General features: G+C 71.3%; 22 protein-coding genes, 1 pseudogene and 1 riboswitch. Of the genes and pseudogenes, 10 read left to right on the top strand and 13 right to left on the bottom strand.

What is annotated here, in order from left to right; genetic code table 11:
- Positions 1–183: 183 nt before the first annotated feature.
- Positions 184–1,137: a GlxA family transcriptional regulator gene (locus tag IEY91_RS16240; protein ID WP_189174452.1), complete on the bottom strand. Its 954-nt coding sequence runs from the start codon at positions 1,135–1,137 to the stop codon at positions 184–186.
- Between the two features lie 198 nt (positions 1,138–1,335).
- Between IEY91_RS16240 and IEY91_RS16235 the strand changes: the two genes are divergently transcribed.
- On the top strand, positions 1,336–2,070 hold the full coding sequence (locus IEY91_RS16235) for a DJ-1/PfpI family protein (protein WP_189174451.1): 735 nt from the start codon (positions 1,336–1,338) through the stop codon (positions 2,068–2,070).
- A gap of 871 nt (positions 2,071–2,941) precedes the next feature.
- On the opposite strand, the gene IEY91_RS16230 is transcribed toward IEY91_RS16235, so the two are convergent.
- The 7 genes from IEY91_RS16230 to IEY91_RS16200 form a co-directional block, all read right to left on the bottom strand.
- The gene (locus IEY91_RS16230) at positions 2,942–3,229 is read right to left on the bottom strand and encodes a DUF6355 family natural product biosynthesis protein (protein WP_164325697.1); all 288 of its coding nucleotides are present in this window, start codon (positions 3,227–3,229) and stop codon (positions 2,942–2,944) included.
- Positions 3,230–3,436: 207 nt separating this feature from the next.
- Positions 3,437–3,913, bottom strand: a complete 477-nt coding sequence (locus IEY91_RS16225) for an MmcQ/YjbR family DNA-binding protein (RefSeq protein ID WP_189174450.1) — start codon at positions 3,911–3,913, stop codon at positions 3,437–3,439.
- 9 nt (positions 3,914–3,922) lie between these two features.
- Positions 3,923–4,780 carry an ABC transporter ATP-binding protein gene (locus IEY91_RS16220; protein WP_189174449.1) on the bottom strand — a complete coding sequence of 286 codons (858 nt, stop codon included), beginning with the start codon at positions 4,778–4,780 and terminating at the stop codon, positions 3,923–3,925.
- The gene (locus tag IEY91_RS16215; RefSeq protein ID WP_229697002.1) at positions 4,777–5,808 is read right to left on the bottom strand and encodes a FecCD family ABC transporter permease; all 1,032 of its coding nucleotides are present in this window, start codon (positions 5,806–5,808) and stop codon (positions 4,777–4,779) included. Before IEY91_RS16215 ends, IEY91_RS16220 begins: the two co-directional genes overlap by 4 nt.
- 77 nt (positions 5,809–5,885) lie before the next feature.
- On the bottom strand, positions 5,886–6,944 hold the full coding sequence (locus tag IEY91_RS16210; protein ID WP_189174448.1) for an ABC transporter substrate-binding protein: 1,059 nt from the start codon (positions 6,942–6,944) through the stop codon (positions 5,886–5,888).
- A 58-nt stretch (positions 6,945–7,002) separates the two neighbouring features.
- A riboswitch (cobalamin riboswitch) is annotated at positions 7,003–7,191 on the bottom strand.
- 13 nt (positions 7,192–7,204) lie between these two features.
- Positions 7,205–7,660, bottom strand: coding sequence for a VOC family protein (locus IEY91_RS16205; protein ID WP_189174447.1), 456 nt, complete (start codon positions 7,658–7,660; stop codon positions 7,205–7,207).
- Positions 7,657–8,625, bottom strand: coding sequence for an AraC family transcriptional regulator (locus IEY91_RS16200; RefSeq protein WP_229696990.1), 969 nt, complete (start codon positions 8,623–8,625; stop codon positions 7,657–7,659). Before IEY91_RS16200 ends, IEY91_RS16205 begins: the two co-directional genes overlap by 4 nt.
- 176 nt (positions 8,626–8,801) lie before the next feature.
- On the opposite strand from IEY91_RS16200, the gene IEY91_RS16195 reads away from it, so the two are divergent.
- Positions 8,802–9,956: an HAD family hydrolase gene (locus tag IEY91_RS16195; protein ID WP_189174446.1), complete on the top strand. Its 1,155-nt coding sequence runs from the start codon at positions 8,802–8,804 to the stop codon at positions 9,954–9,956.
- Positions 9,957–10,001: 45 nt separating this feature from the next.
- Here IEY91_RS16195 and IEY91_RS16190 read toward each other — a convergent pair whose 3' ends face one another.
- From IEY91_RS16190 to IEY91_RS16180, 3 genes are all read right to left on the bottom strand, one after another.
- Complete coding sequence (locus tag IEY91_RS16190) at positions 10,002–10,973, bottom strand: asparaginase (RefSeq protein ID WP_189174445.1); 972 nt, start codon at positions 10,971–10,973, stop codon at positions 10,002–10,004.
- 287 nt (positions 10,974–11,260) lie between these two features.
- Positions 11,261–12,610, bottom strand: a complete 1,350-nt coding sequence (locus IEY91_RS16185; protein ID WP_189174444.1) for a DUF2252 domain-containing protein — start codon at positions 12,608–12,610, stop codon at positions 11,261–11,263.
- 264 nt (positions 12,611–12,874) lie between these two features.
- Positions 12,875–13,234 (bottom strand): hypothetical protein, encoded by a 360-nt coding sequence (locus IEY91_RS16180; RefSeq protein WP_373287953.1) that lies wholly within the window; start codon positions 13,232–13,234, stop codon positions 12,875–12,877.
- A 199-nt stretch (positions 13,235–13,433) separates the two neighbouring features.
- On the opposite strand from IEY91_RS16180, the gene IEY91_RS16175 reads away from it, so the two are divergent.
- From IEY91_RS16175 to IEY91_RS16155, 5 genes are all read left to right on the top strand, one after another.
- Positions 13,434–13,802, top strand: a complete 369-nt coding sequence (locus IEY91_RS16175; protein WP_164325690.1) for an arsenate reductase family protein — start codon at positions 13,434–13,436, stop codon at positions 13,800–13,802.
- Positions 13,803–13,934: 132 nt separating this feature from the next.
- Complete coding sequence (locus IEY91_RS16170) at positions 13,935–14,405, top strand: hypothetical protein (protein WP_189174442.1); 471 nt, start codon at positions 13,935–13,937, stop codon at positions 14,403–14,405.
- A 188-nt stretch (positions 14,406–14,593) separates the two neighbouring features.
- Complete coding sequence (gene glnII, locus IEY91_RS16165; protein WP_164325688.1) at positions 14,594–15,631, top strand: glutamine synthetase; 1,038 nt, start codon at positions 14,594–14,596, stop codon at positions 15,629–15,631.
- Positions 15,632–16,030: 399 nt separating this feature from the next.
- The gene (locus tag IEY91_RS16160; RefSeq protein ID WP_189174441.1) at positions 16,031–16,678 is read left to right on the top strand and encodes a winged helix-turn-helix domain-containing protein; all 648 of its coding nucleotides are present in this window, start codon (positions 16,031–16,033) and stop codon (positions 16,676–16,678) included.
- A gap of 75 nt (positions 16,679–16,753) precedes the next feature.
- Positions 16,754–17,749, top strand: coding sequence for an NAD-dependent epimerase/dehydratase family protein (locus tag IEY91_RS16155; RefSeq protein ID WP_189174440.1), 996 nt, complete (start codon positions 16,754–16,756; stop codon positions 17,747–17,749).
- A 118-nt stretch (positions 17,750–17,867) separates the two neighbouring features.
- On the opposite strand, the gene IEY91_RS16150 is transcribed toward IEY91_RS16155, so the two are convergent.
- Entirely contained in the window at positions 17,868–20,054 is a 2,187-nt protein-coding gene (locus tag IEY91_RS16150; RefSeq protein ID WP_189174439.1) for an MMPL family transporter, read from the bottom strand.
- 248 nt (positions 20,055–20,302) lie between these two features.
- On the opposite strand from IEY91_RS16150, the gene IEY91_RS16145 reads away from it, so the two are divergent.
- The 3 genes from IEY91_RS16145 to IEY91_RS16135 all read left to right on the top strand — a co-directional run bounded on the left by IEY91_RS16145 (position 20,303) and on the right by IEY91_RS16135 (position 23,838).
- Positions 20,303–21,580: a sensor histidine kinase gene (locus tag IEY91_RS16145; protein WP_189174438.1), complete on the top strand. Its 1,278-nt coding sequence runs from the start codon at positions 20,303–20,305 to the stop codon at positions 21,578–21,580.
- Positions 21,565–22,215 (top strand): LuxR C-terminal-related transcriptional regulator, encoded by a 651-nt coding sequence (locus tag IEY91_RS16140; RefSeq protein WP_164325684.1) that lies wholly within the window; start codon positions 21,565–21,567, stop codon positions 22,213–22,215. The genes IEY91_RS16145 and IEY91_RS16140 overlap by 16 nt, the downstream gene beginning before the upstream one ends.
- A 75-nt stretch (positions 22,216–22,290) precedes the next feature.
- Positions 22,291–23,838 carry a DUF1996 domain-containing protein gene (locus IEY91_RS16135; protein ID WP_189174437.1) on the top strand — a complete coding sequence of 516 codons (1,548 nt, stop codon included), beginning with the start codon at positions 22,291–22,293 and terminating at the stop codon, positions 23,836–23,838.
- A gap of 88 nt (positions 23,839–23,926) precedes the next feature.
- On the opposite strand, the pseudogene IEY91_RS16130 reads toward IEY91_RS16135, so the two are convergent.
- Positions 23,927–24,401, bottom strand: a pseudogene (locus IEY91_RS16130) (hypothetical protein); the annotation flags it as partial.
- Between the last annotated feature and the right edge of the window lie 113 nt (positions 24,402–24,514).

Genomic DNA, 24,514 nt, shown 5'->3' with positions numbered 1-24,514 from the left:
TCTCAGTCGCCCCAGCGGCTCGCGTCGAGGGTCATCTGCCAGGTGGTGCAGGGAAGTTCGGGGTGGAGCTGGTGGAGGATCTCGCCCGGCAAGCGGCAGGCTCCGCTTCTCTCCTTGGTCTGTTGACACTTGGCAAGGTTCCGGGAGGGGCGCCCCGTGCCCAGCAAGGTCCGTCGGGACCAGCTAGGCGGAGGAGGTCGCGCGGAATCGCGCGCGGTACGACGCGGGCGGCGCCCCGAGCACGCGCAGGAACACCCGCCGCATCGTCTCGTCCGTGCCGAACCCGCAGGTGCGGGCGATGGTGTTCACACCGGCGTCGCAGGATTCGAGCATCGCCTGCGCCGCCTCCACGCGGACGCGTTCCACGTACTGCCCGGGAGTGCCGTCGACTTCGCGGCGGAAGAGCCGGGTGAGGTGCCGTTCGCTGACGGCGAGCCGCTCGGCCATGGCGGCGAGGGTGTGGTTCCCGCCGGGGTCGGCCACCACGGCATCCAGTACCCGCCGCAGCCCGGCGTTGCGGGGCGGGGTCACCGCGCTGCGCACGCTGAACTGCGACTGGCCGCCAGGGCGTTGGAGGAAGACGACGAGATGCTTGGCCGCGGTACGCGCCAGCTCGGGGCCGTGGTCCTCCTCGACCAGCGCCAGTGCCAGGTCGATGCCCGCCGTCACCCCGGCGGAGGTGATGACCGGCCCGTCACGTACGTAGATGGCGTCGGGCTCCACCCGCACCCGCGGGAAGCGTCTCGCGAGCGTTTCGCACTCGGCCCAGTGCGTCGTGGCCCGCCGGCCGTCGAGCAGCCCGGCCTCCGCAAGGAGATACGCGCCGGTGCAGGCCGACGTCGTACGCCGCGTGCCCGTGCCGAGGCGGCGTACGTGCGCGACCAGCTCCGAAGGATGCCCGTGGCCGTGCACCGTCGGATAGCCCGGCACCATCACCGTGTCCACGGTCTCGGGGACGTCCTCCAGCGCCAGTTCGACCCCCAGCGGGATCCCCGTGTCGCTCACCACCGCACGCCCGGAGGGCGAGGCGAGCCGGACCCGGTAGCCGGTCCCGTGCAGCACCTGCACCGGACCGGCCACATCGAGCAGCACCACTCCGTCGCCCACGACCACGACCACATCGCTCTCGGTCTTCACGCTCCTCAGTCTCGGCGCCCGGCCGGTACGTCCTCAAGGACAAGCAGCCCACACATCCGGACATCCCCTTCCACGCGCCTTTGGCCCGAGGGGACAGTCATCCGGCCCGCGTTCCGCAGCCCGGAACCAGCGCATTCCTGACTCTGACCAACTCACTCCGCCACTCCCCGGCACCGACCGACCCAAGGAGCACACGACATGCAGCGCCGACACATTCTGCGTACGGGCGCCGCGGCCACGGCCGCGACCGCGCTCGGCCTCGGCACCTCCTCCACCGCCGCTTCTGCCGCCGCCCCCGCCGCCGAGCGGAAGCGCGAGCGCACCCGCGAACTGCGCGTGCACACAGTTCTGTTCGACGCCGTCGAGGAGCAGGACTTCGCGGGCCCCATCGAGGTGCTCGGCATCCTCGCGGACGCCGACAAGCACCGGATCAAGCAGAGCTTCGTCACCGCCGACGGCCCCCGCACCGTACGGACGTCGTCCGGAATGCACATCGACGTACGCGACCCCTGGGCCCCTCAGGACGCGGACGTCCTGCTCGTGCCGGGCGGGGGCTACGGGAAGGGGTCAGGGGTCGATGACGAGATCAAGCGCGGCGTACTGCCGCGCGCACTGGCCAAGGCCGAGCGGCCCGGGCTGATCATGGGCGGGATATGCACCGGCGTCATGGTCATGTCGGCGGCGAAGATCACCCGCGGCAGACCGTGCACGACGCATTTCGCTGCCCGCGAGGATCTCGCCAAGGAGGGCGGGAAGCTCACGTACGGGCGTGTCGTGGACGACGGGGACCTGATCACCTGCGGCGGCGTCACCTCGGGCCTCGACCTGGCCCTCTGGCTCGCCGAGCGCCTCTACGGCCCACAGGCCGCGCTGCGCGCCGAGATGATCCTGGAGTACGAACGCCGGGGCACCGTCTGGTGCGCGAAGAGCTGACCGCAGCGGGCAAGTTCTTCGCCGGGTGGCGGTCTCATCCGTCAACTTGGTGGCGGTGTACGCGGCCATCATGCCGTATGCGTTGCGGCCGTTCAGCGAGCTGCTGTCGGCGACCTGACGGCGGGTGCACCCGTTGTGCACCAACCCACTCAACGGCAGCCATTTGCCCTGACCAGGGACCCGTTGTAGCTGTACTTCGACATCTAGAAACGTTGCGGGCCTGAGCGGATTTCCGCGCTTTCAGGGTCTGCTGTGGGGCCGTCGGCCGTGTTCCTCCACCTCGGAGGAGCACGGCCGTTGCGTTACGCCCCTCCGCTCGGGAGCGGGGGTTTGGATGTCGGGCAGGTGTGTGCCGGTGCCGGTGCTGGGTGTTGTGGTGGTTCTTGGGGTGGTCGGGTGTACGGCTTCTTCGGCGGACAAGGCGTCGCGTGGGGGGGGGCGTACGGAGTCGGCGGGGGTGGCTTCCGCCGGTGAGCGGTCTGCGGCTGGTGGGGGTTCTGCGGGTCCTCGGGCGGGTGCCAGGGGGCGGCAGGGGTGTGGGACTTTGTTTATTTTGGGGCCTGTGACGTTTCCCGATCCTCGTGCGCCTGCCTATCGCGGGTCGGGGCCGCATCCCGTTGTCGCCGATGAGGCCGCCAAGTACTCGTGTCCGGTCACGTATCAGTACGTCGTCGGGCAGGCCGTCGAGATGGCTCAGGGCGTCAAGGACGAGACGTTGAGTCGGCGGTTGCGGCCTTGGGTCATGGGTTCCCCGAGGTGAGTAGCAGTCGGTGAAGACGGCGGCGGCCCGGGTGCGGGGGTCTCCCCCGGCACCCGGGCCGCAGGTGGGGCCGCCCGCCGGGGGCCCCGCCTTCTCAGTGGCGGCCGGTCGTCAGCACGTGCGGCCGACGTAGTGCGCGCCCTGGATCTTGCTCGCCGAGCCCAGCCACGTCTTGCCGGGGCCGACACAGCGCTCGTAGTCGGGCGCCAGGGCGACCCGGACATGGATGACGACGCGGGTGTCCGACGCGCAGTGGTTGTAGAAGGCGTCGGCGGAGGTCTCGTAGAAGCCGCACGGGTCCGCCGCCGCGGGCGTCGCGGTGACGGTCACCGCGCCCAGGGACGTGAACGCGAGGGCGGTGGCGGCGAGAGCGGTGGTCACCAGGCGACGGACGGACACGGGCAACTCCTTGGTCAAGGGGACTGGTTACGGCCCGGACCGATGCGTGGCCGGGCGTGATGTCCGCCTGAGGATCGCAGTCCCGCGTCGCGCCGAGTGATCTAAAGCCGTGGCTTTCACCTGGAGGAACGATCACTCGTACGTCGATCGGATGGATCTGTTCCGTTTGTGTGTGTGAGGGGGACCGAAGTCGTCTGTGGGGGGCTTTTACGTCGCTTCGGGGGACGTGAACGGCGCTGCGGCCTGGGTCCCGACCTGGGCCGCCAGCTTCTTCGGGGCCTGAACGCAGTAGCTCTCGCTGAGGAGTTCCGCCACCTCCGCCCAGTCCGTGTCCGCGTCCAGGCGCATGCCGACCACGTTCGCGCCCCAGGAGACGCGGAAGAACGGCGCCCCCGCGTTGGTCAGGGCCTCGAACTCCTCGTCGTGGGAGCGGAAGGTGAGGGTTGTGGTCAGCCCCTCGGGGGTGGTCAGTCCCCCCGTTGCGGCCGCCGTCGCGGCGGCTATCGCGCGGGCCGAGGGCGAGGACGACACGGACCAGTCCGTCAGGTACACGTGCGCGAAGGTGTTGGTGCGGATCCGCCAGCGGGTGCCCGTCCAGGCCGGTTCCTCGTACGTCTCGGGGAGGTTCAGGCAGACCTCGCGGAGGCGGGTGAGGACGTCCAGGGGGACTTCGGCGTCGACCATCCGAGGAGTCTAGGACCCGGCAGGTCCGGGGAACGGCGGCGACCGCAGGAAGCGGACCGACGGGTGGTCCAGCGGGTCCGTGGGGTCCGCCGCCGGCGTCACCCGCGCCCGCACCCCGTACACCTCCGCGATCAACCGCTCCGTGATGACCTCGGCGGGCGTGCCGTGCGCGTACGCCCTGCCCTCCTTCAGGACCAGGATCTCGTCGCAGAACATCGCGGCCAGGTTCAGGTCGTGCAGCGCGATCACCGTCGTCACGGGGAGCGAGGCGATCAGGTTCAGGAGGTCCAACTGGTGCTGGATGTCCAGGTGGTTGGTGGGTTCGTCCAGGAGGAGTTCGCGCGGGGCCTGGGCCAGGGCGCGCGCGATGTGGGCGCGCTGGCGCTCGCCGCCGGAGAGGGTGTGCCAGGACTGGCCCGCCCTGTCGGTCAGGGAGGTGCGGTCCAGGGCGTCCTCGACCGCCCGCTCGTCCGCGGCCGTGGTGGCCGACCACGGCCTGCGGTGCGGTACGCGGCCCAGCGCGACCACCTCTCGTACGGTCAATTCCACCTGCGTGGACGCGTGTTGGTCCACCACTGCCAGCCTGCGCGCCGTCTCCCTGCGGCCGAGGCGCGGCAGTGGGGTGCCGTCCAGGGTGACCACGCCCGACGCGGGCGCGAGGACGCCCGACAGGAGGCGCAGCAGCGTGGACTTGCCCGAGCCGTTCGGGCCGAGGAGGCCGAGCGTGGTGCCGGGGCGCGGGGTGAGGGTGATGCCGTCGACGATGAGGCGGCCGCCCGCCTTGTGGGCGACCCGGCCCGCCGCCAGACCCGTCGCGGGAACGGTTTCCCCGGTTGCTTCCGTTACTTCGGCTGTCTCGTACGTCACGTCGTCTTCCTCGTCCGGTACAGCACCACCACGAACGCCGGTACGCCGATCAGTGACGTCACCACGCCCACCGGTACCTCCTGGGGGTCGAGGACCGTGCGGGCGAGGGTGTCCACCCAGATCAGGAAGACCGCGCCCGCGAGTGCCGTCACCGGGAGCAGGCGCGGGTGGCCCGCGCCCACCACCGCCCGTGCCGCGTGCGGCAGTACGAGGCCCACGAATCCGATCGCCCCGGCGCTGCTGACCAGGGCCGCGGTGAGGAGTGCCGTCGTACAGAGCAGGATCAGGCGCACCCGTGCCACGTGGACGCCGAGAGTCGCCGCCGCGTCCTGGCCGAACGCGAACGCGTCCAGCGCCCGCGCGTGCAGCAGGCACACGGCGAGGGCGACGAAGAGGACCGCCGCGCACATCCACACGTCCGTCCAGGCCGCCCCGCTGAGCGAGCCGAGGAGCCAGAACAGTACGCCGCGTGTGGTCTCCGCGTCCGCCGCCGTGAGGACGACGAAGGAGGTCAGGGCGGAGAAGAGCTGCATCGCGGCCACGCCGGACAGGATCACCCGGTCCGCCGTGTCGCCGAGGGTGTGGCTGAGGAAGAGGACGAGCGAGAAGGAGAGGACCGCGCCTATGAACGCGCCCGCCGACACCGTCAGGACTCCCCCGCCGACGCCCAGGACCACCACGGCCACGGCGCCCGTGGACGCCCCGGACGAGACGCCCAGGACGAAGGGGTCCGCGAGCGGGTTGCGCAGCAGGGACTGGAGCACCACCCCGCACACCGCGAGGCCCGCGCCGCACACCGCCGCGAGGACCGTGCGCGGCATCCGCAGGTTCCACACGATGCCGTCGCGGATCGGCGTCAGCTCGGCCTCTCCCCAGCCGAGGTGCGCCGCCACCGCCGACCACACGTCGGGCACGGAGATGTCGGCGGGGCCGAGGGTGATCGCGAACGCGAGGGAGAGGAACAGTACGGCGAGGCCGGCGAGGGTGAGGAGGGCTGTGCGCAGGCGATCGCGGAGGCGCCTGCGCACACCGCCCGGGTCGTCGAGCCGTACGTCACCCGGTCCGTCGGACCGTACAGCGTCGGGCGCGGCCGTCCTCCCCGTGCTCACTTCGCCAGACCGAACTCACGCAGCCCCGCCGCCACTTGCTCGATCCCGTCGACCGTGCGGATGCCCGGGTTCAGGGCCTGCCCGCTCAGCAGCACGTACCGCTTCTTCTTCACGGCCGTGAGGTTCTTCGTGGCCGGGTTGGACTCCAGGAACCTGATCTTCTGGCGGGCGCTCTCGGCGGACTGGGACTTGCGGGTGAGGTCGCCGATGACCAGGACGTCGGGGTCGCGCTCGGCGATGGTCTCCCAGTTGATCTGGGGCCATTCGGCGCGGGTGTCGGCGAAGGCGTTCTTCACGCCGAGTTCGCGGGTGATGATGCCGGGCGCGCCGCAGCAGCCCGCGATGTACGGGGCCTCGGAGTTGGCGAACCAGTACATGACGCTGGTGCCGGAGGCGTCGATGGACTTGGCGGCCTTCGCCGTGCGGGACTTGAGGTCCGCGATCAGCTTCTTGCCGCGTTCGGGTACGTCGAAGACGCGCGCGAGGTCGCGGATCTCGCCGTACACGGTGTCCATGGTGAGCGTCTTGGTGCGGGTGCCGTCGTCGTCACCTGCGTTGTCCTTGCCGGCGCAGTCGGTGGGCGAGACATAGACGGGTACGCCGAGTTCGGTGAACTTGGCGCGGTCGGCGACGCCGCCCTTGCCGACCGTGTAGAGGAACGACGCGCTGACGAAGTCCGGTTCCTTGTCGAGGACCTTCTCCAGGGACGGGTAGCGGTCGGCGAGCCGCTCGACCTTGGCGTTCTCCTTCTCCAGGCCCTTGCGGACCGGGTCCGTCCAGGTGCCGGTGCCCGCCATGCGGTCGGCAAGGCCGAGGGAGAGGAGGATCTCGGTGGAGCCCTGGTCGAGGGAGACGGCCCGCTTCGGCGGAGCCTTCACCTTCGTCTGTTCGCCGCACGCGGTGAGCGTGACGGGGTAGCCCGCCCGCGCCTTGTCCGACGTCTTCGCGGGCGAACCGCCGCACGCGGTCAGCAGGACGAGGCCCGCGCTCAGCAGGGCGGTGAAAGGTATACAGCGGAGGCGGCGGACGCGAACGCGTCGCGTGGTCGAAGGCACACGTCTTCCCGAGTCTCAGGGCTCATGCGCGGAGCCTGGTCTGCGAACTCCGCCGCCCGTGCGGGCGGCGGTGCCAGCAGGTCTTCGGACTCGGGTTCGTCCGGGCGGGGCCGCCTTCCCGGGGGTCCGTGGACTCCCAGTGGCCGCTGGCCCCTCCCGTCCCCCTCACCGCTGCGCGTCAGTTCCGGACTTCCACCGGATTCCCCGGCCCGGGTGTACGGGCACGACTGGCGTGCGCAAGCTATCACCCCGGCGGGGCGTCACCCCTGGTCGGGGCGCGGCTCCCCGGCGTACGTACCGAAGGACCACAGGTTCCCCTCGGGGTCGGCGATCGCGAACTCGCGGCTGCCGTACGGCTGGTCCTCGATCTCGCGGACCACCTTCGCGCCGGCGTCGGTGAGGCGGCGGTAGAGGTCGTCGACGCGGTCGGTGACGACGTACGCCCCGAACGTGCCGGGTTCGCGGCACCACGCGGCGGCTTTCGGATCGTGACTGCCGAGCATGACCCCGCCGCCCTCGGGCCAGTCGAGCTGCGCGTGGGCGACGCGGTCGCCGTCCTCGTACACGGCGGTGCGCAGGAAGCCGACCGTGCCGACGAGGAAGTCGATCAGGGCGGGGGCGTCGTGGGCCTGGAGGGTGGGCCAGACGTCGGGGACGCGGCGGTTCGCTGCTGTTTGGTCGTTGTGCGTGGTCTGGGGTGCTTCGTTCGTGTTCATGTGTCCCAGTCTTCGCCGTTGGCGTGACCCCCGGCTTGGATATTCCGGCACTCCTCGGCCACCCAGGCGCTGGGGCTCGCGCCCGTGTACTGGCGGAAGTCCCGTACCAGGTGGGAGTGGTCGTAGTACCCGCAGTCGGCGGCGATCCGGGCGAGGTCGGGGCGTACGTCCGCGACGACCGCGCGCACGACGGCGGCCTTCGCGTGCTGGAAGCGGATGAGGCGGGCGGCCTGTTTGGGCGTGACGCCGGTCTCGGCGCGGAAGAGCGCGGAAAGGCGCCGCTCGCTGAGCGCGACGTGCGCGGACAGGCCGCGCAGGGTGCCCGCGCCGCGGTGCCGGGCCAGCCACGCCCAGGCCTCGCCGACCTCCGGGCGCACCGCCCCCGCGCGTTCGGCGTCGGCCGCGCGGCGGGCCAAGTAGGCGTTCAGGAAGGCGAATCGGTCACGCCAGTCGTCCTGCTCGCAGAGGCGTTCGCGTACGTCGGCGGCGAGACGGCCGAGTACGTCGGTGCCGTCGGTGACGAGCTGTCCGGCCAGCTCGGCGGCGGGCAGGCCGAGGAGCGCGCGGGCCGCGAGGGGGTGCACGGCGAGCTGGATGCCCGCCTCGTGCTCGGGCTGGACGACGTACGCGGGGCTCTGGTGCAGGCCGCCGACGACGATGTCCGTGCGGACGGCGTCGGGTCCTGTCGCCTGGGCGGGGCTGCGGCCGGTGGTGACGGGGCCGTCGAGGGAGAAGATCAGCGTGAGGTACGGGGACGGCAGGCCGCGGTGGAGGGCGGGGCGCTCGCCGCGCGTGCGGTAGCCGACGGCGGAGACGACGAGGCCGCCGGGCGGGGGCGCGGCGCGGACGAACTCGCGGGAGGCGGTGTCGCCGTCGCTCGACGTGTGGCCGTCCTTCGACGTGTCACCGTCCCTCGACGCGGTGTCCGAGGCCGTAGCCGCGCTGTCCGTAGCCGTGGGGCCCATGAACCCATTGTGCGCGGGCGCGGGCGGGCCTGTCGTCCCGTGCGGCTACCCGCGTCGCGCCGTCCCATGCCCGCCACGCACGGTGACCTCGATCATGGAATCCGGTAGCGGGTCCTCGTACCATGGCGCGCCGCTCCGGACGGGTCGGCGCAGCGCTTCGTGAGGGAACGGGAACCATGGCTATTCGGGCAAAGGGCAGGCTTGCGGTCGTCGGAGCGGCGGGGGCGCTGGCGGCGGCGGTGTTCGCGGGCGGGGCGCTGTGGCCCGACTCAGCCGACGCGAAGACCACGGGCGCGAAGGCGCCGAGCGCGTCCGCCCGCGCCGCCGCGACCGGGCTCAAGCACTGGCCCAAGCCGGTGGCCGCGAAGCTCGGCCGGGTCATCGCGGAGAACGAGGGGAAGGGCGCGTACGCCGTCTTCGACGCGGACAACACGACGTACCGCCACGACCTGGAGGAGGCCCTGCTTCCGTTCCTGGAGATGAAGGGCGTCCTGACCCGCAAGTCGATGGCCCCGTCCCTGAAGGTCATCCCCTTCAAGGACACGGCCACGCACAAGGAGAGCCTCTACAGCTACTACAACCGCCTCTGCGAGGTCGACGACCAGGTCTGCTACCCGTGGGCGGCGCAGATCTTCTCCGGCTTCACGCTGAAGCAGCTCAAGGGGTACGTGGACGACCTGCTCGCGTACGACAAGCCGATCCCGGCGACGTACTTCGACGAGCACGGGAAGGTGACGAAGACCGAGGTCGAGCGGCCCGAGTTCTTCCCCGGCATGCGCGAGCTCTACAAGTCGCTGCGCGCGCACGGGATCGAGGTGTACGTCGTCAGCGCGGCCAGCGAGGACCTGGTGCGGATGGTGCTCGCCGACCCGAAGTACGGGTACGGCGTGAAGCCGCAGAACGTCATCGGTGTCGGCCTGCAGCTCAAGAACCCGAGGACGGGGCAGGTCACCAGCGCCCGCAAGGAGATCGCCGAAGGCCGCTTCGGGCCCAAGGACCGGGCGCGCCTCGCCAAGTACGAGCTCACGCCGAACCTTTGGGCGCCCATGACCTGGTACCAGGGCAAGCCCGCCGCGATCTCCACGTACATCGACGAGTGGAAGAAGCCGGTGCTCGTCGCCGGGGACACCCCCGTGAGCGACGGGCCGATGCTGTTCCACTCGGCGGACGTGCGGCACGGGGGTGTCCGCGTGTGGGTCAACCGCAAGGACAGCTACATGAAGCAGCTGGACGGGATGAAGCGGAAGAACGCCGCGCGGCAGCGGGAGTTGGGGCAGCCGGTGACCGCGGACAAGCGGTGGCTGACGGTTACGCCTGAGCAGATCGGTTAGTTCGGGGCGGGAGTTCTGGCCGGTCCGGGGGTGCGTCGGTCCTCGTCAGCCTGCTCGCAGGCGGTCGAAGGCCGCGGCCGTCGTCGCGCGGTCCGCTCCGTCCGCGAGCAGTGCGTACAGGAGGATGCGGGCCTTCGGTCCGTCCAGGTGGCCCGCGGAGATCAGGCCGCGGGCAAGCAGGTCGGACTCCGATCCCGGGCCGTTGTACGTCTCGCTGAGGAGTGGGCCCGCGCCCGTGCGCGACGCCAGGACCACCGGGATGCGGGCGGCGACGGCCGTCAGGGGTTCCACCAGCCACTTCGGTACGTGGCCCGCGCCGAAGGCTGCCACGACCAGGCCGTCGAAGCGGTCGTCCACCGCCTCCAGGAGTTCGCCCTGGTCGCCGAGTGTGAGGGTGAGCAGGGCCACGCGGGCCGGGGTGCGCAGGCGCAGGGGCCGTTCCACGGTGGGGTGTGCGGGGCGCAGCAGGATGTGCGGGACGCCCTCCACCACCCGGCCCAGGGGGCCCGCGCCCGGGGAGGCGAAGGTCGTCGGGGATGTGGTGTGTGCCTTGCGTACGTGGCGGGCCGCGTGGATCTCGTCCGCCAGGACCGTGAGGACGCCCAGGTCTCGGCAGGTGGGGGCCGCGGCGGTCGCCAGGGCCGCGGCCAGGTTCGCGGGGCCGTCTGCGCCCGGGTGGTCCGGGCGGCGCATCGCTCCCGTGACGACTATGGGTTCGCGGGGCGCGCAGGTCACGTCCAGCAGGAACGCCGTTTCCTCCAGGGTGTCCGTGCCCTGTACGACGACCGCGCCGTGGCCCGCCGCTGTGGCCTCGTCCACCTTCTTGGCCAGGTCGGTGAGGTCGTCCAGGGTCAGGGAGGAGCCCGGGAGGCGGCGGACGTCTTGTAGCTCCACGGTCACGCCGGGCGGGACGGGGGCGGAGGCCAGGGTCTGGGCGCCTGTGAGGCGGGTGGTGCCGCCGCCTGACTGGGCGGAGATTGTGCCGCCCAGGGTGAATACGGTGACCGTTTTGGGCATGGGGTGGCTCGATTCTGTTGGGGTGCGGGTGGGTGGGCCCTGCGGGGCTCTCCCCAACCCCGCCCCTTCCCGAAACCAGGGGCTGCCGCCCCTGGACCCCGCTATCGGCCTGAACGGCCTCGTCCTCAAACGCCGGACGGGCTATTTCCCACCCACCCGCCCGAACTTGCACGACGGCACGCAGCCGGCACCACCAGCCCGTCCGGCGCTTGAGGACGAGGCGCGAAGCGCCGACAAGGGGGCGAGGGGCGAAGCCCCAGACGGGGAGCAGCGGCACAGGTGAGAACTCAGGTGCCCGGCGGGCCCGGCTCTGCCGGGATGATGCCCGCCGATATCGCGCCGCGCAGCGCCTCGTAGTCCCGGGTGTTCTGGGACACGTACCTCAGGGCGAATTCCGCGATCGCCCGGTCGAAGGTGTCCGTCGTGCCGAGGTACGCGGCGATGGCGATGCGGTCGCCGGAGCGGGCGTGGGCTCGGGCGAGGGCGGTGCCGCAGAGGCGGGCGTAGGCGTGGAGTTCGGCGGGATCGACGGTGGTGAGGTCCAGGGAGCCCTTCATGTCGCGGAGTTGGCGCCAGTAGTAGGCGCGGCCCTGGGGGCCGGTCATCCAGCCGAGGAAGATGTCGCCGGCGGCCTGGAGCAGCCGCTGGCCGGCGACGACCCGGTGGCCGGGGTGCACGTGCGGTCCTGACGGAAGGTGTTCCTCCAGGACCGAGTGCACCGCTTCCTTGATCTGGAGGAAGAGGGGGTCCCCGGAGTCGCGGCCGGTGAGCAGGACGATGAAGCAGCGGGTGCCGACGCTGCCGACGCCGACGACCTTGCGGGCCGCGTCGACGAAGCGGTACCGGTCGAGGAGGAGGCGGCGTTCCTCGGAGAGGGTGGAGCGGTAGTCGCCGAAGATCTTGCGCAGGGCGGCCATGTCGGGCGGGCCCGCGGGTTCGAGGAGCGGCGGGTCGTGGATGATGCGGCGCTGTCCGTCGACGAGTTCCGTGAGCTTGCCGAGGGCCTGGAGGCTGGTGCGGCGGCGGGCGCGGTCGAGGCGGGCCTCGGCGCGTTTGCGGCGGCGGGGCGAGTCGATGAGGGGCAGCAGGTCGTGGGCGTCCATGCGCTCGTACCAGACGTCGAGTTCGCCCTTGCGGGCCAGGCGGCGCATGCCTTTGCGGTACGCGGTGGTGGCGGCGAGGGCCGCGGCGTGGGCCCGGTCCTCGCCGTGGCCGTGCTCGCCCGCGGCGACGGCGACGCTGGCGGCGAGGCGTTTGACGTCCCACTCGAAGGGGCCGGGATACGTCTCGTCGAAGTCGTTGAGGTCGAAGAGCAGGCTGCGTTCCGGGGAGGCGAACACGCCGAAGTTCAACAGGTGGGCGTCGCCGCTGAGTTGGACGGTGAGGCCGGTGTGGCGCTGGATGGCGAGGTCGCCCGCCATGACGGCGGCGGCGCCGCGCAGGAAGGCGAACGGCGAGGCGGACATCCTGCCGTACCGGATCGGCAGGAGTTCCTGGACGCGGTCGGCGGCCTGGCGCTCCAGGACGGTCACCGGGTCGGCGCGGTCGGCCGACGGGATCCAGACCCCGTGCGAGGAGCGTGAGGCGCGCTTGCGGGCCGCCTTGCCGCGTTCCGCGCGCTCGGCCGGCGTGGTCATCGGCGAACCCCTCTCGGACGGACGGCGGCACGGGGTGGCCCCGGCCCGCCCGGGGCGGATCCCGCGGGTCCCGCACCCCGCGCTCCCGTCGGCTGCCGTGGCCTCTCTTGAGAAGCAGCCAATGCGGGGACGGGGTGCGGCGCATGCCGGGTACGCCGAACGAGTGAACAGGCGCCGCCCCACGGGCGTCACGCCGAGTCCCGGCCGAGTCCGAAGGTGGCCGGGGGTGACGCCCCGGCCCTTGTCCGGGGCCGGGGGCCCGCCTCAGCGGCTGTAGCGCATCAGCGCCCGCACCATGTGGCACGTGGTGTCCGACGGCGGGTGGATGCCCACCGTCTCGGCCATGGTCCGTATCCGTACGTTGCTCGCCTGGTTGGGGACGAGGACGCCCGAGTCGAGCAGGGCGATCGCCAGGCGCATGGCCTTGAGGCGGCGGTTGTGCGTGACGTACCAGTCGCGCGGGCGGCCGGGGGGCAGGGGGCGCTTCTCCAGCGGGACGTACGGCACGTCGCAGAGCGCGGGCCGGTCCGGGCGCGGTGCGCGCGACGAGCGCGCGGAGCGCTGGGCGGGAGACGTGCGGGAGCGGGTGACTGCGGACTTCGACGGCAGTGCGGCAGCGGGCACAGGCATCCTCCTGTCGCGGTTCAGGAACCCTCACGGGAACCTTCGAACATTGCTTCCATTCTACGTGCCGGCACTGACAACGGCCGCTCCCTCAGCCGCCAATCTTCCCTGGCCAGAGGGGGTTTGGGGTGGGAAGCGGGGCACGCGGCGAGAGTGTGTGGACCCGTGGTGCGGGTGGGGCGCGGGTAGCTTGTGGGGCATGGAGATCTGGATCAATCCCGCCTGCTCGAAGTGCCGCAGCGCCCTCTCACTGCTCGACGAGGAGGGCGTCACGTACACCGTGCGCCGCTACCTGGAGGACGTACCCACCGCCGACGAGATCCGCGCCGTGCTCGACCGCCTCGGCCTCGAACCCTGGGACATCACGCGCACCCAGGAAGCCGCCGCCAAGGAGCTCGACCTGAAGGACCGCGCGCGCTGGCCGCGCGACGCGTCCGGGCGCGACGCCTGGATCGAGGCGCTCGCCGCCCACCCCAAGCTCATCCAGCGGCCGATCATCACGGCGGCCGACGGCACGGCGGTGGTGGCGCGCTCGGAGGAGGCGGTACGGGACGCCATCTCCCGGTAGCCGTACGGGACGGCATCTCGCGGTAACCGATCGACGGCAGCAGGCAAACCGTTACATACCGACCCATAGGGTTGGGCGCTCCATCTGCGAAAGGCAGGTCACCGGGGAACGACACCGGAGGAGGAGCGCACCGTGCGGAGCTGGCAGTCCGGAGGCGTATACGGCACCGTCCTCGCGAGCGCCCTGCTCGCGGCCCTGCAGTCCGAGGGCACCCCCTACACGCCGTACTACGACGCGGCCTGGGTCATGGTCACCGCGGGCACGGCCGCGCTCGCGCACGGCTACGCCCAGCACATGGGCACCCACCGGCCGGGCAGCGGGATGCACCGCTGGCGTCAGCTCGCGTGGACGCTGGCCGACGAGTGGCCGGTGGTGATCGCCTGCTGGCCGACCGTCGCCCTGCTCGTCCTCGCCGGGATCATGGGCTGGCCCGAGAAGGACGTCACGTACGCGGGACTGACGCTGAACGCGTGCCTGCTCTTCGCCTGGGGCACCTTCGGCGCGCTGCGCGTGGGCTACCGCAGGCGGTCCGCCGTGCTCATCGGCATCGCGGACGCCACGATCGGGCTGCTGATCGCGGCCGCCAACGCCGTCATCAAGTAGCCGCGGCGGGCGGCACGAAGCGGTCCTGCGGGCCGTATGACGTGACTCCGGTCACTCACACCCCAGGTAACACGGGGTTCACAAACGGGCAACGGACGGGAAATCGCGGGTTGGCAGTCTGCCGACCATCACCACGGCCCGCAGCACCCGCACGTCTGCGCCGTACCAAGTGTCAAAGGATGAGGCCCGTGACCTTCAAGGCTGAGTACATCTGGATCGACGGCACCGAGCCGACGGCCAAGCTCCGTTCGAAGACGAAGATACTGGCCGACTCCCAGCGCGCCGCCACGGTCGCCGACCTGCCCATCTGGGGCTTCGACGGCTCGTCCACGAACCAGGCCGAGGGCCACGCCTCCGACCGCGTGCTCAAGCCCGTCGCCAGCTACCCGGACCCGATCCGCGGCGGCGACGACATCCTCGTCCTGTGCGAGGTGCTCGACATCGACATGACGCCGCACGCGTCCAACACCCGTGCCGCGCTCGCCGAGGTCTCCGAGCGGTACGCCGCCCAGGAGTCGATCTTCGGCATCGAGCAGGAGTACACCTTCTTCAAGGGCGCGCGCCCGCTCGGCTTCCCCGAGGGCGGCTTCCCGGCCGCGCAGGGCGGCTACTACTGCGGGGTCGGCGCGGACGAGATCTTCGGCCGCGACGTCGTCGAGGCGCACCTGGACAACTGCCTGAAGGCGGGTCTCGGCATCTCCGGCATCAACGCCGAAGTGATGCCAGGACAGTGGGAGTTCCAGGTCGGCCCGCTGTCTCCGCTGGAGGTCTCCGACCAGCTGTGGGTGGCCCGCTGGCTGCTCTACCGCACCGCCGAGGACTTCGGCGTCTCCGCGACGCTCGACCCGAAGCCGGTGAAGGGCGACTGGAACGGCGCGGGCGCGCACACGAACTTCTCCACGAAGGCGATGCGAGAGCGCTACGACGCGATCATCACCGCGTGCGAGTCGCTCGGCGAGGGCTCCAAGCCGATGGACCACGTCAAGAACTACGGCGCGGGCATCGACGACCGCCTCACCGGCCTGCACGAGACCGCCCCGTGGAACGAGTACAGCTACGGCGTCTCCGACCGCGGCGCCTCCGTGCGCATCCCGTGGCAGGTCGAGAAGGACGGCAAGGGCTACATCGAGGACCGCCGTCCGAACGCCAACGTCGACCCGTACGTCGTGACGCGGCTGATGGTCGACACCTGCTGCTCGGCGCTTGAGAAGGCCGGCCAGGTCTGACCCGATCCGCGCGTTCTACCGGATTTCGCTCGGGGCGTCCACCTACGTGGTGGGCGCCCCGAGCGCGTTGCCCAACACCCCTTCGCTCAGGGGGTGTTTCCGGCCAAGGGTGCGCCAAGGGTCCGTATCAACGTGTGAGAGGGATCCGCCGTACCCGTTCCCATCTGCTTCAATGGGGTCATGGGCAGCTTCCGGAACACCGCGACGGGTCACCGTGACCTTGAGCCTTTCTGGGACCTCGAGCCGTTCTGGCCCTCCCGGCAGCACCACGACTTCGACCGGGTGTGTTGCCGCGCGCTGAACGCGCGGGCCCTCTAAAGCCGTTCCCCGGCCTCCGGCCTGACGCGCACGACGTACGTCCTCGACGACCTCCTTCGCGCGAAAGAGCTGACGCATCCCATGGCGAACTCCCGTTACTTCTCCGGCTCCACCGTCTCCGGCGTCTCCACCGCCACCGCTTCCTCCGCCTCCACCGCTGCCGTTCCGGCCGCCGCGCGGATCTCCGCGCCATCGGCACGGGGGCGGCTGCGAGCCGTCGCCCCCGACGAGGTGGCGCAGGACTTCGACCTCGCCGACTTCTCCGGGTCCCTGCCGCCGGGCGCGACGCTGCTGCCCGCGCCCCAGCACACCCTGCCCACGCTGCCGGGCCGGCCGCCGATGATCGGCTACCTGGTCCTGCTGCCCGCCGGTCAGGAACACCTCGCCGCAGGGCCCGGCGCGGGCGTGTCCGAGCAGGCGGTCCAGGCCGACGGCAGCGGGCCCGTCCGCGTCGACAGCGCGCGGCGTGCCGCGCACGTCGACGGGCGGCCGCTGGACCTCACCTACCTGGAGTTCGAACTCCTCGCCCACCTCGTCGCGCACCCGCACCGGGTGCACACCCGCGATCAGCTCGTGACGACGGTGTGGGGGTACGGGCACGTGGGCGACGGGCGGACCGTGGACGTCCACATCGCCCGTCTGCGGCGCAAGCTGGGGGCCGAGCACCGGCAGGCGATCCAGACGGTGCGGCGGGTCGGGTACAAGTACGCGCCGCCGACCACCGGGTGACGCGTTCGCCCGCGAGTTCTCCTGCGAGCTAAAACCCGTTCCGCAACCGGCGCTCACCAGGGCAGAGTCCGTCCCATGAGACTTCTGATGCTGGGTGGTACGGAGTTCGTGGGGCGGGCCGTGACCGAGGACGCGCTCGCGCGCGGCTGGGACGTGACGGTGTTCCACCGGGGGCGGCACGCGGCGCCGGACGGGGCGCGGGCCGTCCACGGGGACCGTACGACGGCCGAGGGGCTCGCGGCGCTCGCCGCCGCGGACGGCCCTTGGGACGCCGTCGTCGACACCTGGTCCGGGGCGCCGCGTGCCGTACGGGACGCGGCGCGGGCGCTTGCCGGGCGGGCCGGGCGGTACGCGTACGTCTCCAGCGCGTCGGTGTACCGCTACCCCGGGGTTGCCGGGTCCGACGAGTCCTTCCCCGTGGTGGCGGGGGATCCTGAAGCGGACGCCGTCGCGTACGCGGAGGACAAGCGGGGCGGGGAGCTGGCCGCGGAGGGCGCCTTCGGCGCCGATCGGACGCTGCACGTGCGGGCCGGGCTCATCCTCGGTCCGTACGAGAACATCGGGCGGCTGCCGTGGTGGCTGAACCGGGTCGCCCGGGGCGGTCCGGTGCTCGCGCCGGGGCCGCGCGACGCGTCCATCCAATACATCGACGTACGCGATCTCGCCGCGTGGACGCTGGACGCGGTGGTGGACGGCCTGTCCGGGCCGTACAACCTCATCTGTCCCAAGGGGCACGTGACGATGGGCTCGTTGCTCGACGCGTGCGTTTCCGTGGCGGGGGCGCCCGGCGTGGAGCTCGTGTGGACGGACCCCGAGACGGTCCTCGCGGCGGGCATCGAGCCGTGGAGCGACCTGCCGGTGTGGCTGCCGCCGGGGGAGCTGTACGACACGATGCACGACACGAGCCCGGAGAAGGCCCTGCGGGCCGGGCTGCGGTGCCGTGAGGTCGCCAACACGGTTGCCGACACCTTCCGCTGGCTCCGGAGCCTCGGCGGGGTGGCCCCACAGCGCCCCGACCGGCCGTCGGTGGGCCTCGCCCCCGAGCGGGAGGCAGCGGCACTCACACCGTAGCCACCGGGTACGTGACGGCCACCGCCGCTCCGCGGCGGAAGTCTCCCACCGGGCCGCACGCGGGGAAACCCCACCCGCCCCGGAGGGGCAAGTGGGGCACCCCGGCGCCCGGCCGGGTTCAGGCGTGTTCCCGGGCCCGGGAGGACGTCGGCGCCACCGGCGCCGGAGCGGACCCATCGTGGGAGATGCGCGGCAGCCACCGCAGGTACCGCGGCGTGTGCCAGTTCCGCTCGCCGAGGAGGCTCATGACGGAGGGCAGCAGGACCATCCGGACGAGCGTCGCGTCGAGCAGGACGGCCACCCCGAGGCCAACCCCCATCTGCTGCATGTCCTGCATGGACAACGTACCGAAGACGGCGAACACGGCCACCATGATGACGGCGGCGCCGGTCACCGCGCCCGCGGTCCGGGTGATGCCCTCCTGGATGGCCTCACGGTTGCCGAGCCCCTGGTCCCGCGCCTCCCGGATCCGGGACACCACGAACACGTGGTAGTCCATGGACAGGCCGAAGAGGACGACGAGCACGAACAGCGGCATCCAGTTCTCGATGGCCCCGACCTTCTCCGAGCCGATCAGCGAGGCCCCCCAGCCGTGCTGGAAGACGGCGGTCATCACGCCGTACGCGGCGCCCACGGACAGCAGGTTGAGCGCGATCGAGGTCACGGCGATCACCACGGACCGGAAGCAGAACAGCATCAGCAGGAACGTGACGGCCGCGATGAAGGCGAACACCGGCACGATGCCCTCGCCGAGCTGGTCGGTGAAGTCCTCGGACTCGGCCAGGTCCCCGCCGACGTACGCGTCGACGGCTCCCCCGCCCCGTACGTCCCGTACGTCCTCACGGAGTGATGCGAGCGCCCGCTTGGCGTCCGCACCGGTCCCGCTCCCGGGCAGCGGCACCGCGATCTCGGCGACGTTCTGCCGCTCGTGGACGGTGAGTTCGGCGCCCTTGCCCGCCTTGTCGGTCAGCGTACGCAGTGCCGCACGCGCCGAAGCGGAGTCGATGTCGTCGGCCTTGGCCACGACGAGCGCGGGCGCGGGCCCGCCGGGGAACTCCCCGGTGATCTCGCGGAAGGACACCGACAGCGGCGCGTCGGAGCCGAACTGCTTCTCCAGGCCGAGCTGTTCGGTCTTCATGCCGAGCGCGGGCGCGGCCAGGGCGAGCAGCAACACGGTCGCGGCGACCGCGAAGAACTTGGGCTTGGCGAGGACGGGCTTGAGGAGCGATCCGGCGACGGAGCCGCTGGCGTGGGCGCCCTTCTTGGCGCGGCGGTTGAGGAAGGGGATGCGTCCGGCGTCGATGCGGTCGCCGAGCGAGGCGAGCAGCGCGGGAAGGACGGTCACGGAGCCGAGCATCGCCACGCACACGACCAGGATCGTGGCGACCGCGAAGCCCTTGAAGAGGAGAAGGCCGGACAGGAACATGCCCGCCATGGCCACCATCACGGTCAGGCCGGACACGAGGACCGCGCGCCCGCTGGTGGCGGCGGCGATCCGCAGCGCCGTCTCCGCGTCGTGCCCGGCGGCCCGCTCGTCGCGTTCGCGCCGCAGGTAGAACAGGCAGTAGTCGACGCCGACGGCGAGGCCCATCAGGAACATCACGGAGTACGTGGTCTCGGTCATGTTCACCGCGTGGCTGGCGAGGCCGAGCAGTCCGAAGGCGGCGACGCAGGCGGTCAGCGCGAGCCCGACGGGCAGCAGCGCGGCGACGACGGCTCCGAAGGCGACGAGCAGGATGCCGAGCGCGAGGGGCACGGCCGTGAACTCGGCCTTCGTCAGGTCGTCGGCGAGCAGGTCGTTGAGGTGCTTCTCGGAGCTGGCGTCGCCGAACTGGTGGACGGCGATGCCGCGTTCCGCGCCCGCGTCCTTCGCCTTCGCGACCGCGTCGAGGACCGGCTGCACCTGGTCGGCGGCGTCGTCGGACTTGCCCTTCATGTCGAAGCGCAGCAGCGCGTCCTTGCCGTCCTTCGAGGCCAGCGGCGGCTGGATCCTGTCGACCTTGCCGGTCCGGTCGAGCGCCCGCGACAAGTCGGCCGCCGCCTCCTTCCAGCCGTCGGCCGTCTTCGCGCTCACCATGACGAGCTCGCTCGCGGGCTCGTCGATGCCGGCGTCGTCGAGGATCTTCGACGCCCTGGCCGAGTCGCCGGTGCCCATCTCGTCGTCGGACGCCGTGACCGTACCGGTGGCGCCGCCGACGACCGTGGCGAGGACCACGAACACCAGCCAGCCGAGGATCGCCGTCTTGCGGTGGTGTGCGCTCCACACCCCGAGTCGTGCCGCGAGGTTCCGCCTCTTGGCGCTCATGTCCTTCGCCCCCAGTTGAGTAAGCGTGAAATAAGCCGAGCTGACGTGGATCACGCTAGAAATGGGCGCCGCTTCGCCCCAGCCGCCGAGCACCCCGATCGGTGAAGCACAGGGCGAGGCCCGGGGGTGGTGCTGGCAACACCCCCGGCCGGGTGCGGGGCCCAATGACCTGGGCGTCCGTGACCAGGGAGACTGTGGGAGCGCCCGACGCGTCGGCCGCGTACGGAACGCTTGAGGAGAGGGACACCATGAAGACATCGAGAGTGCGCGAGACACTGGTCGCGGGAGCACGCGGCCTGTATCTGGCGATCGTCTCGCTGGCCGGATCGATCACGCTCTTCGTGTTCGCGGTCCTGTCGATCGCCTTCATCGTGCTGGGGATCGGCGTCTTCACGACGCCCTGGGTCCTCACCGCCGTACGCAAGTTCGCGGACCTGCGCCGCGTCCAGGCCGGCGAGTGGGCGGACGTACACATCCCCTCGCCCTACCGGAAGTACCCCGCCGACCTGCGCTCCGGCGTGACCGGCCAGGTCGAGCGCTGCTCGCTGATGCTGAAGGACCCGGCGACCTGGCGGGACCTGCAGTGGCTCCTTGTCGACATGACCGCGGGCTTCGTCGTCGTGATCTTCGCGCCCGCGCTCGTGCTGTATCCGGTGTACGGCTGGGTGCTCGCCCTCGGCGTCTGGAAGCCGATCTACAACGCGGGCGGCGGCGAGTGGTACGGCTTCATCCACGTGAACTCGCAGATGGCGGCCAACGGCGCCGCCGCGCTCGGCACGGGGCTCGCCGTCCTGGCGCTGTTCGCCAACCCGGCCATCGTCCGCGGCCACTTCCTGCTCTCCCGTACGCTCCTCGCGCCCACCGCCTCCATGCGGGAGCGCGCGCTGACGCAGCGCGTGGACCGTCTGGAGGAGACCCGGCACGACGCCGTGGACACCTCCGCCGCCGAGCTGCGCCGCATCGAGCGCGATCTGCACGACGGCGCGCAGGCCCGCCTGGTCGCCATGGGCATGGACCTCGGCACCATCGAGGCGCTGGTCGAGAAGGACCCCGCCAAGGCCAAGGAGATGCTCGCCAAGGCCCGGCAGAACTCCGGCGAGGCCCTGACCGAGCTGCGCGACCTGGTCCGCGGCATCCACCCGCCGGTGCTCGCCGAGCGCGGCCTCGGCGACGCGGTGAAGGCCCTCGCGCTGCGCCTGCCGGTCGCCACCGACGTCGACGTGGACCTGGCAGGGCGGGCGGACGAGCCGGTGGAGGCGGCCGCGTACTTCGCGGTGAGCGAGACCCTGACGAACGCGGTGAAGTACGCGGAGGCGGACCGCATCTGGGTGGACGTGCACCACGAGCACGGCATGCTCCGCATCGCGGTCACCGACAACGGCAAGGGCGGCGCGGCCGTGGGCACCGGGTCCGGGCTGAGCGGGATCGAACGGCGACTCGGTACATTCGACGGCGTACTGGCCGTCAGCAGTCCGGTTGGCGGCCCGACCATGGTGACCATGGAGATCCCTTGCGAGTTGTCCTAGCCGAAGATCTCTTCCTGCTGCGCGACGGTCTCGTGCGGATGCTGGAGGCATTCGACTTCGAGATCGCGGCGGCCGTCGAGACCGGGCCCGAACTCACCAAGGCCCTGGCCGAGCTCCAGCCGGACGTCGCCGTCGTGGACGTCCGGCTTCCGCCGTCCCACACGGACGAGGGACTCCAGTGCGCGCTCGCCGCCCGGCGGGCCCGGCCCGGACTGCCGGTGCTCGTGCTCTCGCAGCACGTCGAGCAGTTGTACGCGCGCGAGCTGCTCGCCGACGGCAACGGCGGCGTCGGCTATCTCCTCAAGGACCGGGTCTTCGACGCGGAGCAGTTCATCGACGCGGTGCGCCGGGTCGCCGCGGGCGGCACCGCGATGGACCCGACGGTCATCCAGCAGCTCCTGTCGCGCCGGGCCGCCGACCAGCCGCTGGGCGCGCTCACCCCGCGCGAGCGCGAGGTCCTGGAGCTGATGGCGCAGGGGCGGTCCAACGCCGCGATCGCGGGGCAGCTCGTGGTGACGGAGCGGGCCATCGCCAAACACACCTCAAATATTTTCGCGAAGCTGGATCTGCCGGTGTCGGACGACGACAACCGCCGTGTCCTCGCGGTTCTCGCCTATCTCGATCAAGGGCGTTGATACGTACGGGAGTTCGCGGCGAGAATTTCCCGGGCGCCGTTGAACGACGCGAACGGCTGTTGCGTACGTAGTCCCATGGGACGCACCTCACGACGCACGTCACGAAAACGATCAAAGCTGGCCGGCCGGGCGATCGCCGCTTCGGCGGCACTCATCCTGGGCGGCGGCGGACTTGTCGCGGTGAATGTCTACGCGAACGCCGACGAAAGCAACGGTCCGCCGCCGAGCAGCCAGGAACAGATCCAGAATCAGAACGGCGGGCAGCAGGTCAGCACCATCAGCTGTCCCGACGTCGGCAATCAGCTCCCGGACGTTCCGGACGGGGCGCGCGCCGAGGTCGACCGCGAACTCGCCGCCCTCGACAGCCAGATCACCGACGCCTACGCGCGGTTCGCCGAGGCCGAGGACAAGAATTCCGTACTCGGCCCGCTGGAGGAGCAGCGGCGGCCGACCATCGAGAACATCCGGTCCGCGATCGACCAGGGCGGCCGGCCGCCCGAGAACCTGGACGGCATGGCGCCGTGCACCCTGCGCGCCGACGACGACGGCGGCGCCCAGCAGGGCGGTGACCAGGGGCAGAACGGCCAGGGCGGCCAGGACCAGGGCGGCGGTGAAGGCGACCAGGGACAGGACGGCGGCCAGGACCAAGGCCAGGATCAGGGCCAGGGTCAGGGTGACGGCGACCAGGGCCAGGGCGACGACCAAGGTCAAGGACAGGGCCAGGGCCAGGCGGGCAACGGGCCCGAGGCCGGTGACTTCGTCGACATCACGACCGTCCAGCCCAACGTCCAGAAACCGCGCAAACAACGCGGCGCCTCCCGCGGCACCTTCACCACGAATTGCGGAACGAACGAGAACGGAAAGTTCAATCCGGACAATGTCATCGTCGCGCCCGGTGTGAGCAATGGCGCCCACCATATGCACGATTACGTCGGAAATCAGGAGACGGATGCCTTCTCCAGTGACAACGACCTTGCGAACGGTGACACGAGCTGCCGCAATCAGGGCGACAAGTCCACGTATTACTGGCCCGTCCTGAGGCTGCAGAACGGAAACAACGAGAACGACGCGGACGCGGACGGCGGCGGCCGGGACAAGAACGTCGGCGAGATCCAGACGCCGGACCAGGTCACGCTGAAGTTCGTCGGAAGTCCGGTGAGCAAGGTGACCGCGATGCCGCGTTTCCTGCGCATCATCACCGGTGACGCCAAGGCGTTCACCAATGGTGACGCCAATGCCAACGCGCTCTGGAGCTGCACCGGTTTCGAGAACCGGCAGCTGAAGGACAAATACCCGATCTGCCCCGAAGGCAGCAAGGTCGTGCGCACCTTCAACTTCCAGAGCTGCTGGGACGGGCAGAACACCGACAGCGCCAACCACCGCACCCACGTCGCGTTCGCCGACCAGCGAAGCGGCCGCTGCCCGCAGGGCTTCCGCGCCATCCCGCAGCTCGTGCAGCGCATCGTGTACGACGTGCCGCCGGGCCCCGGCTTCGCCGTGGACTCCTTCCCCGAGCAACTGCACAAGCCCATCACCGACCACGGTGACTTCATCAACGTGTTCGACCAGAGGCTGATGAACCGCGTCGCCAAGTGCGTCAACGACGGGCGTCGCTGCACCTGACCTCTCCCCCCGCCCCGGCCCGCCCCGGCCGGGGCCCCCTCCCCCCACAGACTGCTGCGCGGTCGGCCCGCGCGGTGACGGTGGAGAAGTGCCCTACGTGCCCAGGGCCCGGACCTCGCTCCCCCCCACCACGCCACTCGTCAGGAGTGGTGCGAGGCCCGCTCCACCGTCCCGCCGAGCCGGCCGCGCAGCGCGCCCACCACGGCCGGATCGCCGACGGCGACCCACTTCCTGCCGACCAGATACGTGCCGCCGTAGTCCTTCGCCGAGTTCAGCCAGTCGCGTTCGCCGCGGTCGGTGGCGAAGGTCGCGAGCACGAAACGGCCGTCCTCGTTCTGGCAGTTGGCCTGCCGCAGCTCGTCGGCGTCCGTCTGGATGTCGGGCGCGCACTCGGCCTTCGCGGCGATCTGCTCCAGGGTGCCGGTGGCCGCCTTCGGCGCCCCTTTCGCCGTACGATCCGCGCCGCCGCCTTCAGAGTCGGAGCCGGCCGCGAGTCCCGCCGCGATCACCAACCCCAGCGTCGTGGCCGAAAGCGCTCCCGCGGCCCACACCATCTTCCTCATCGCTTCCTCCTGTCCCGTCCGGCGATGTGAACTCGCCTTCTCCGTACGCACCGTTGAGCGCTGAAGGCCGCCCGGATACCGTGCGCCGCAGTCATCGACGCAGGGGGGTACAC

The organism is Streptomyces lasiicapitis, from assembly GCF_014646335.1.
Taxonomy (GTDB): domain Bacteria; phylum Actinomycetota; class Actinomycetes; order Streptomycetales; family Streptomycetaceae; genus Streptomyces; species Streptomyces lasiicapitis.
This window is presented reverse-complemented; position numbering and strand designations above follow the sequence as displayed.

What these genes read in the sequence shown, in the direction of transcription:
- IEY91_RS16160 (WP_189174441.1), top strand. Translation starts at nt 16,031, where the DNA reads ATGGCGAACTCCCGTTACTTCTCCGGCTCCACCGTCTCCGGCGTCTCC.
- IEY91_RS16190 (WP_189174445.1), bottom strand. Translation starts at nt 10,973, where the DNA reads ATGCCCAAAACGGTCACCGTATTCACCCTGGGCGGCACAATCTCCGCC.
- IEY91_RS16150 (WP_189174439.1), bottom strand. Translation starts at nt 20,054, where the DNA reads ATGAGCGCCAAGAGGCGGAACCTCGCGGCACGACTCGGGGTGTGGAGC.
- IEY91_RS16200 (WP_229696990.1), bottom strand. Translation starts at nt 8,625, where the DNA reads ATGGGCCCCACGGCTACGGACAGCGCGGCTACGGCCTCGGACACCGCG.
- IEY91_RS16155 (WP_189174440.1), top strand. Translation starts at nt 16,754, where the DNA reads ATGAGACTTCTGATGCTGGGTGGTACGGAGTTCGTGGGGCGGGCCGTG.
- IEY91_RS16185 (WP_189174444.1), bottom strand. Translation starts at nt 12,610, where the DNA reads ATGACCACGCCGGCCGAGCGCGCGGAACGCGGCAAGGCGGCCCGCAAG.
- IEY91_RS16235 (WP_189174451.1), top strand. Translation starts at nt 1,336, where the DNA reads ATGCAGCGCCGACACATTCTGCGTACGGGCGCCGCGGCCACGGCCGCG.
- IEY91_RS16135 (WP_189174437.1), top strand. Translation starts at nt 22,291, where the DNA reads ATGGGACGCACCTCACGACGCACGTCACGAAAACGATCAAAGCTGGCC.
- IEY91_RS16225 (WP_189174450.1), bottom strand. Translation starts at nt 3,913, where the DNA reads ATGGTCGACGCCGAAGTCCCCCTGGACGTCCTCACCCGCCTCCGCGAG.
- IEY91_RS16195 (WP_189174446.1), top strand. Translation starts at nt 8,802, where the DNA reads ATGGCTATTCGGGCAAAGGGCAGGCTTGCGGTCGTCGGAGCGGCGGGG.
- IEY91_RS16205 (WP_189174447.1), bottom strand. Translation starts at nt 7,660, where the DNA reads ATGAACACGAACGAAGCACCCCAGACCACGCACAACGACCAAACAGCA.
- IEY91_RS16145 (WP_189174438.1), top strand. Translation starts at nt 20,303, where the DNA reads ATGAAGACATCGAGAGTGCGCGAGACACTGGTCGCGGGAGCACGCGGC.
- IEY91_RS16175 (WP_164325690.1), top strand. Translation starts at nt 13,434, where the DNA reads ATGGAGATCTGGATCAATCCCGCCTGCTCGAAGTGCCGCAGCGCCCTC.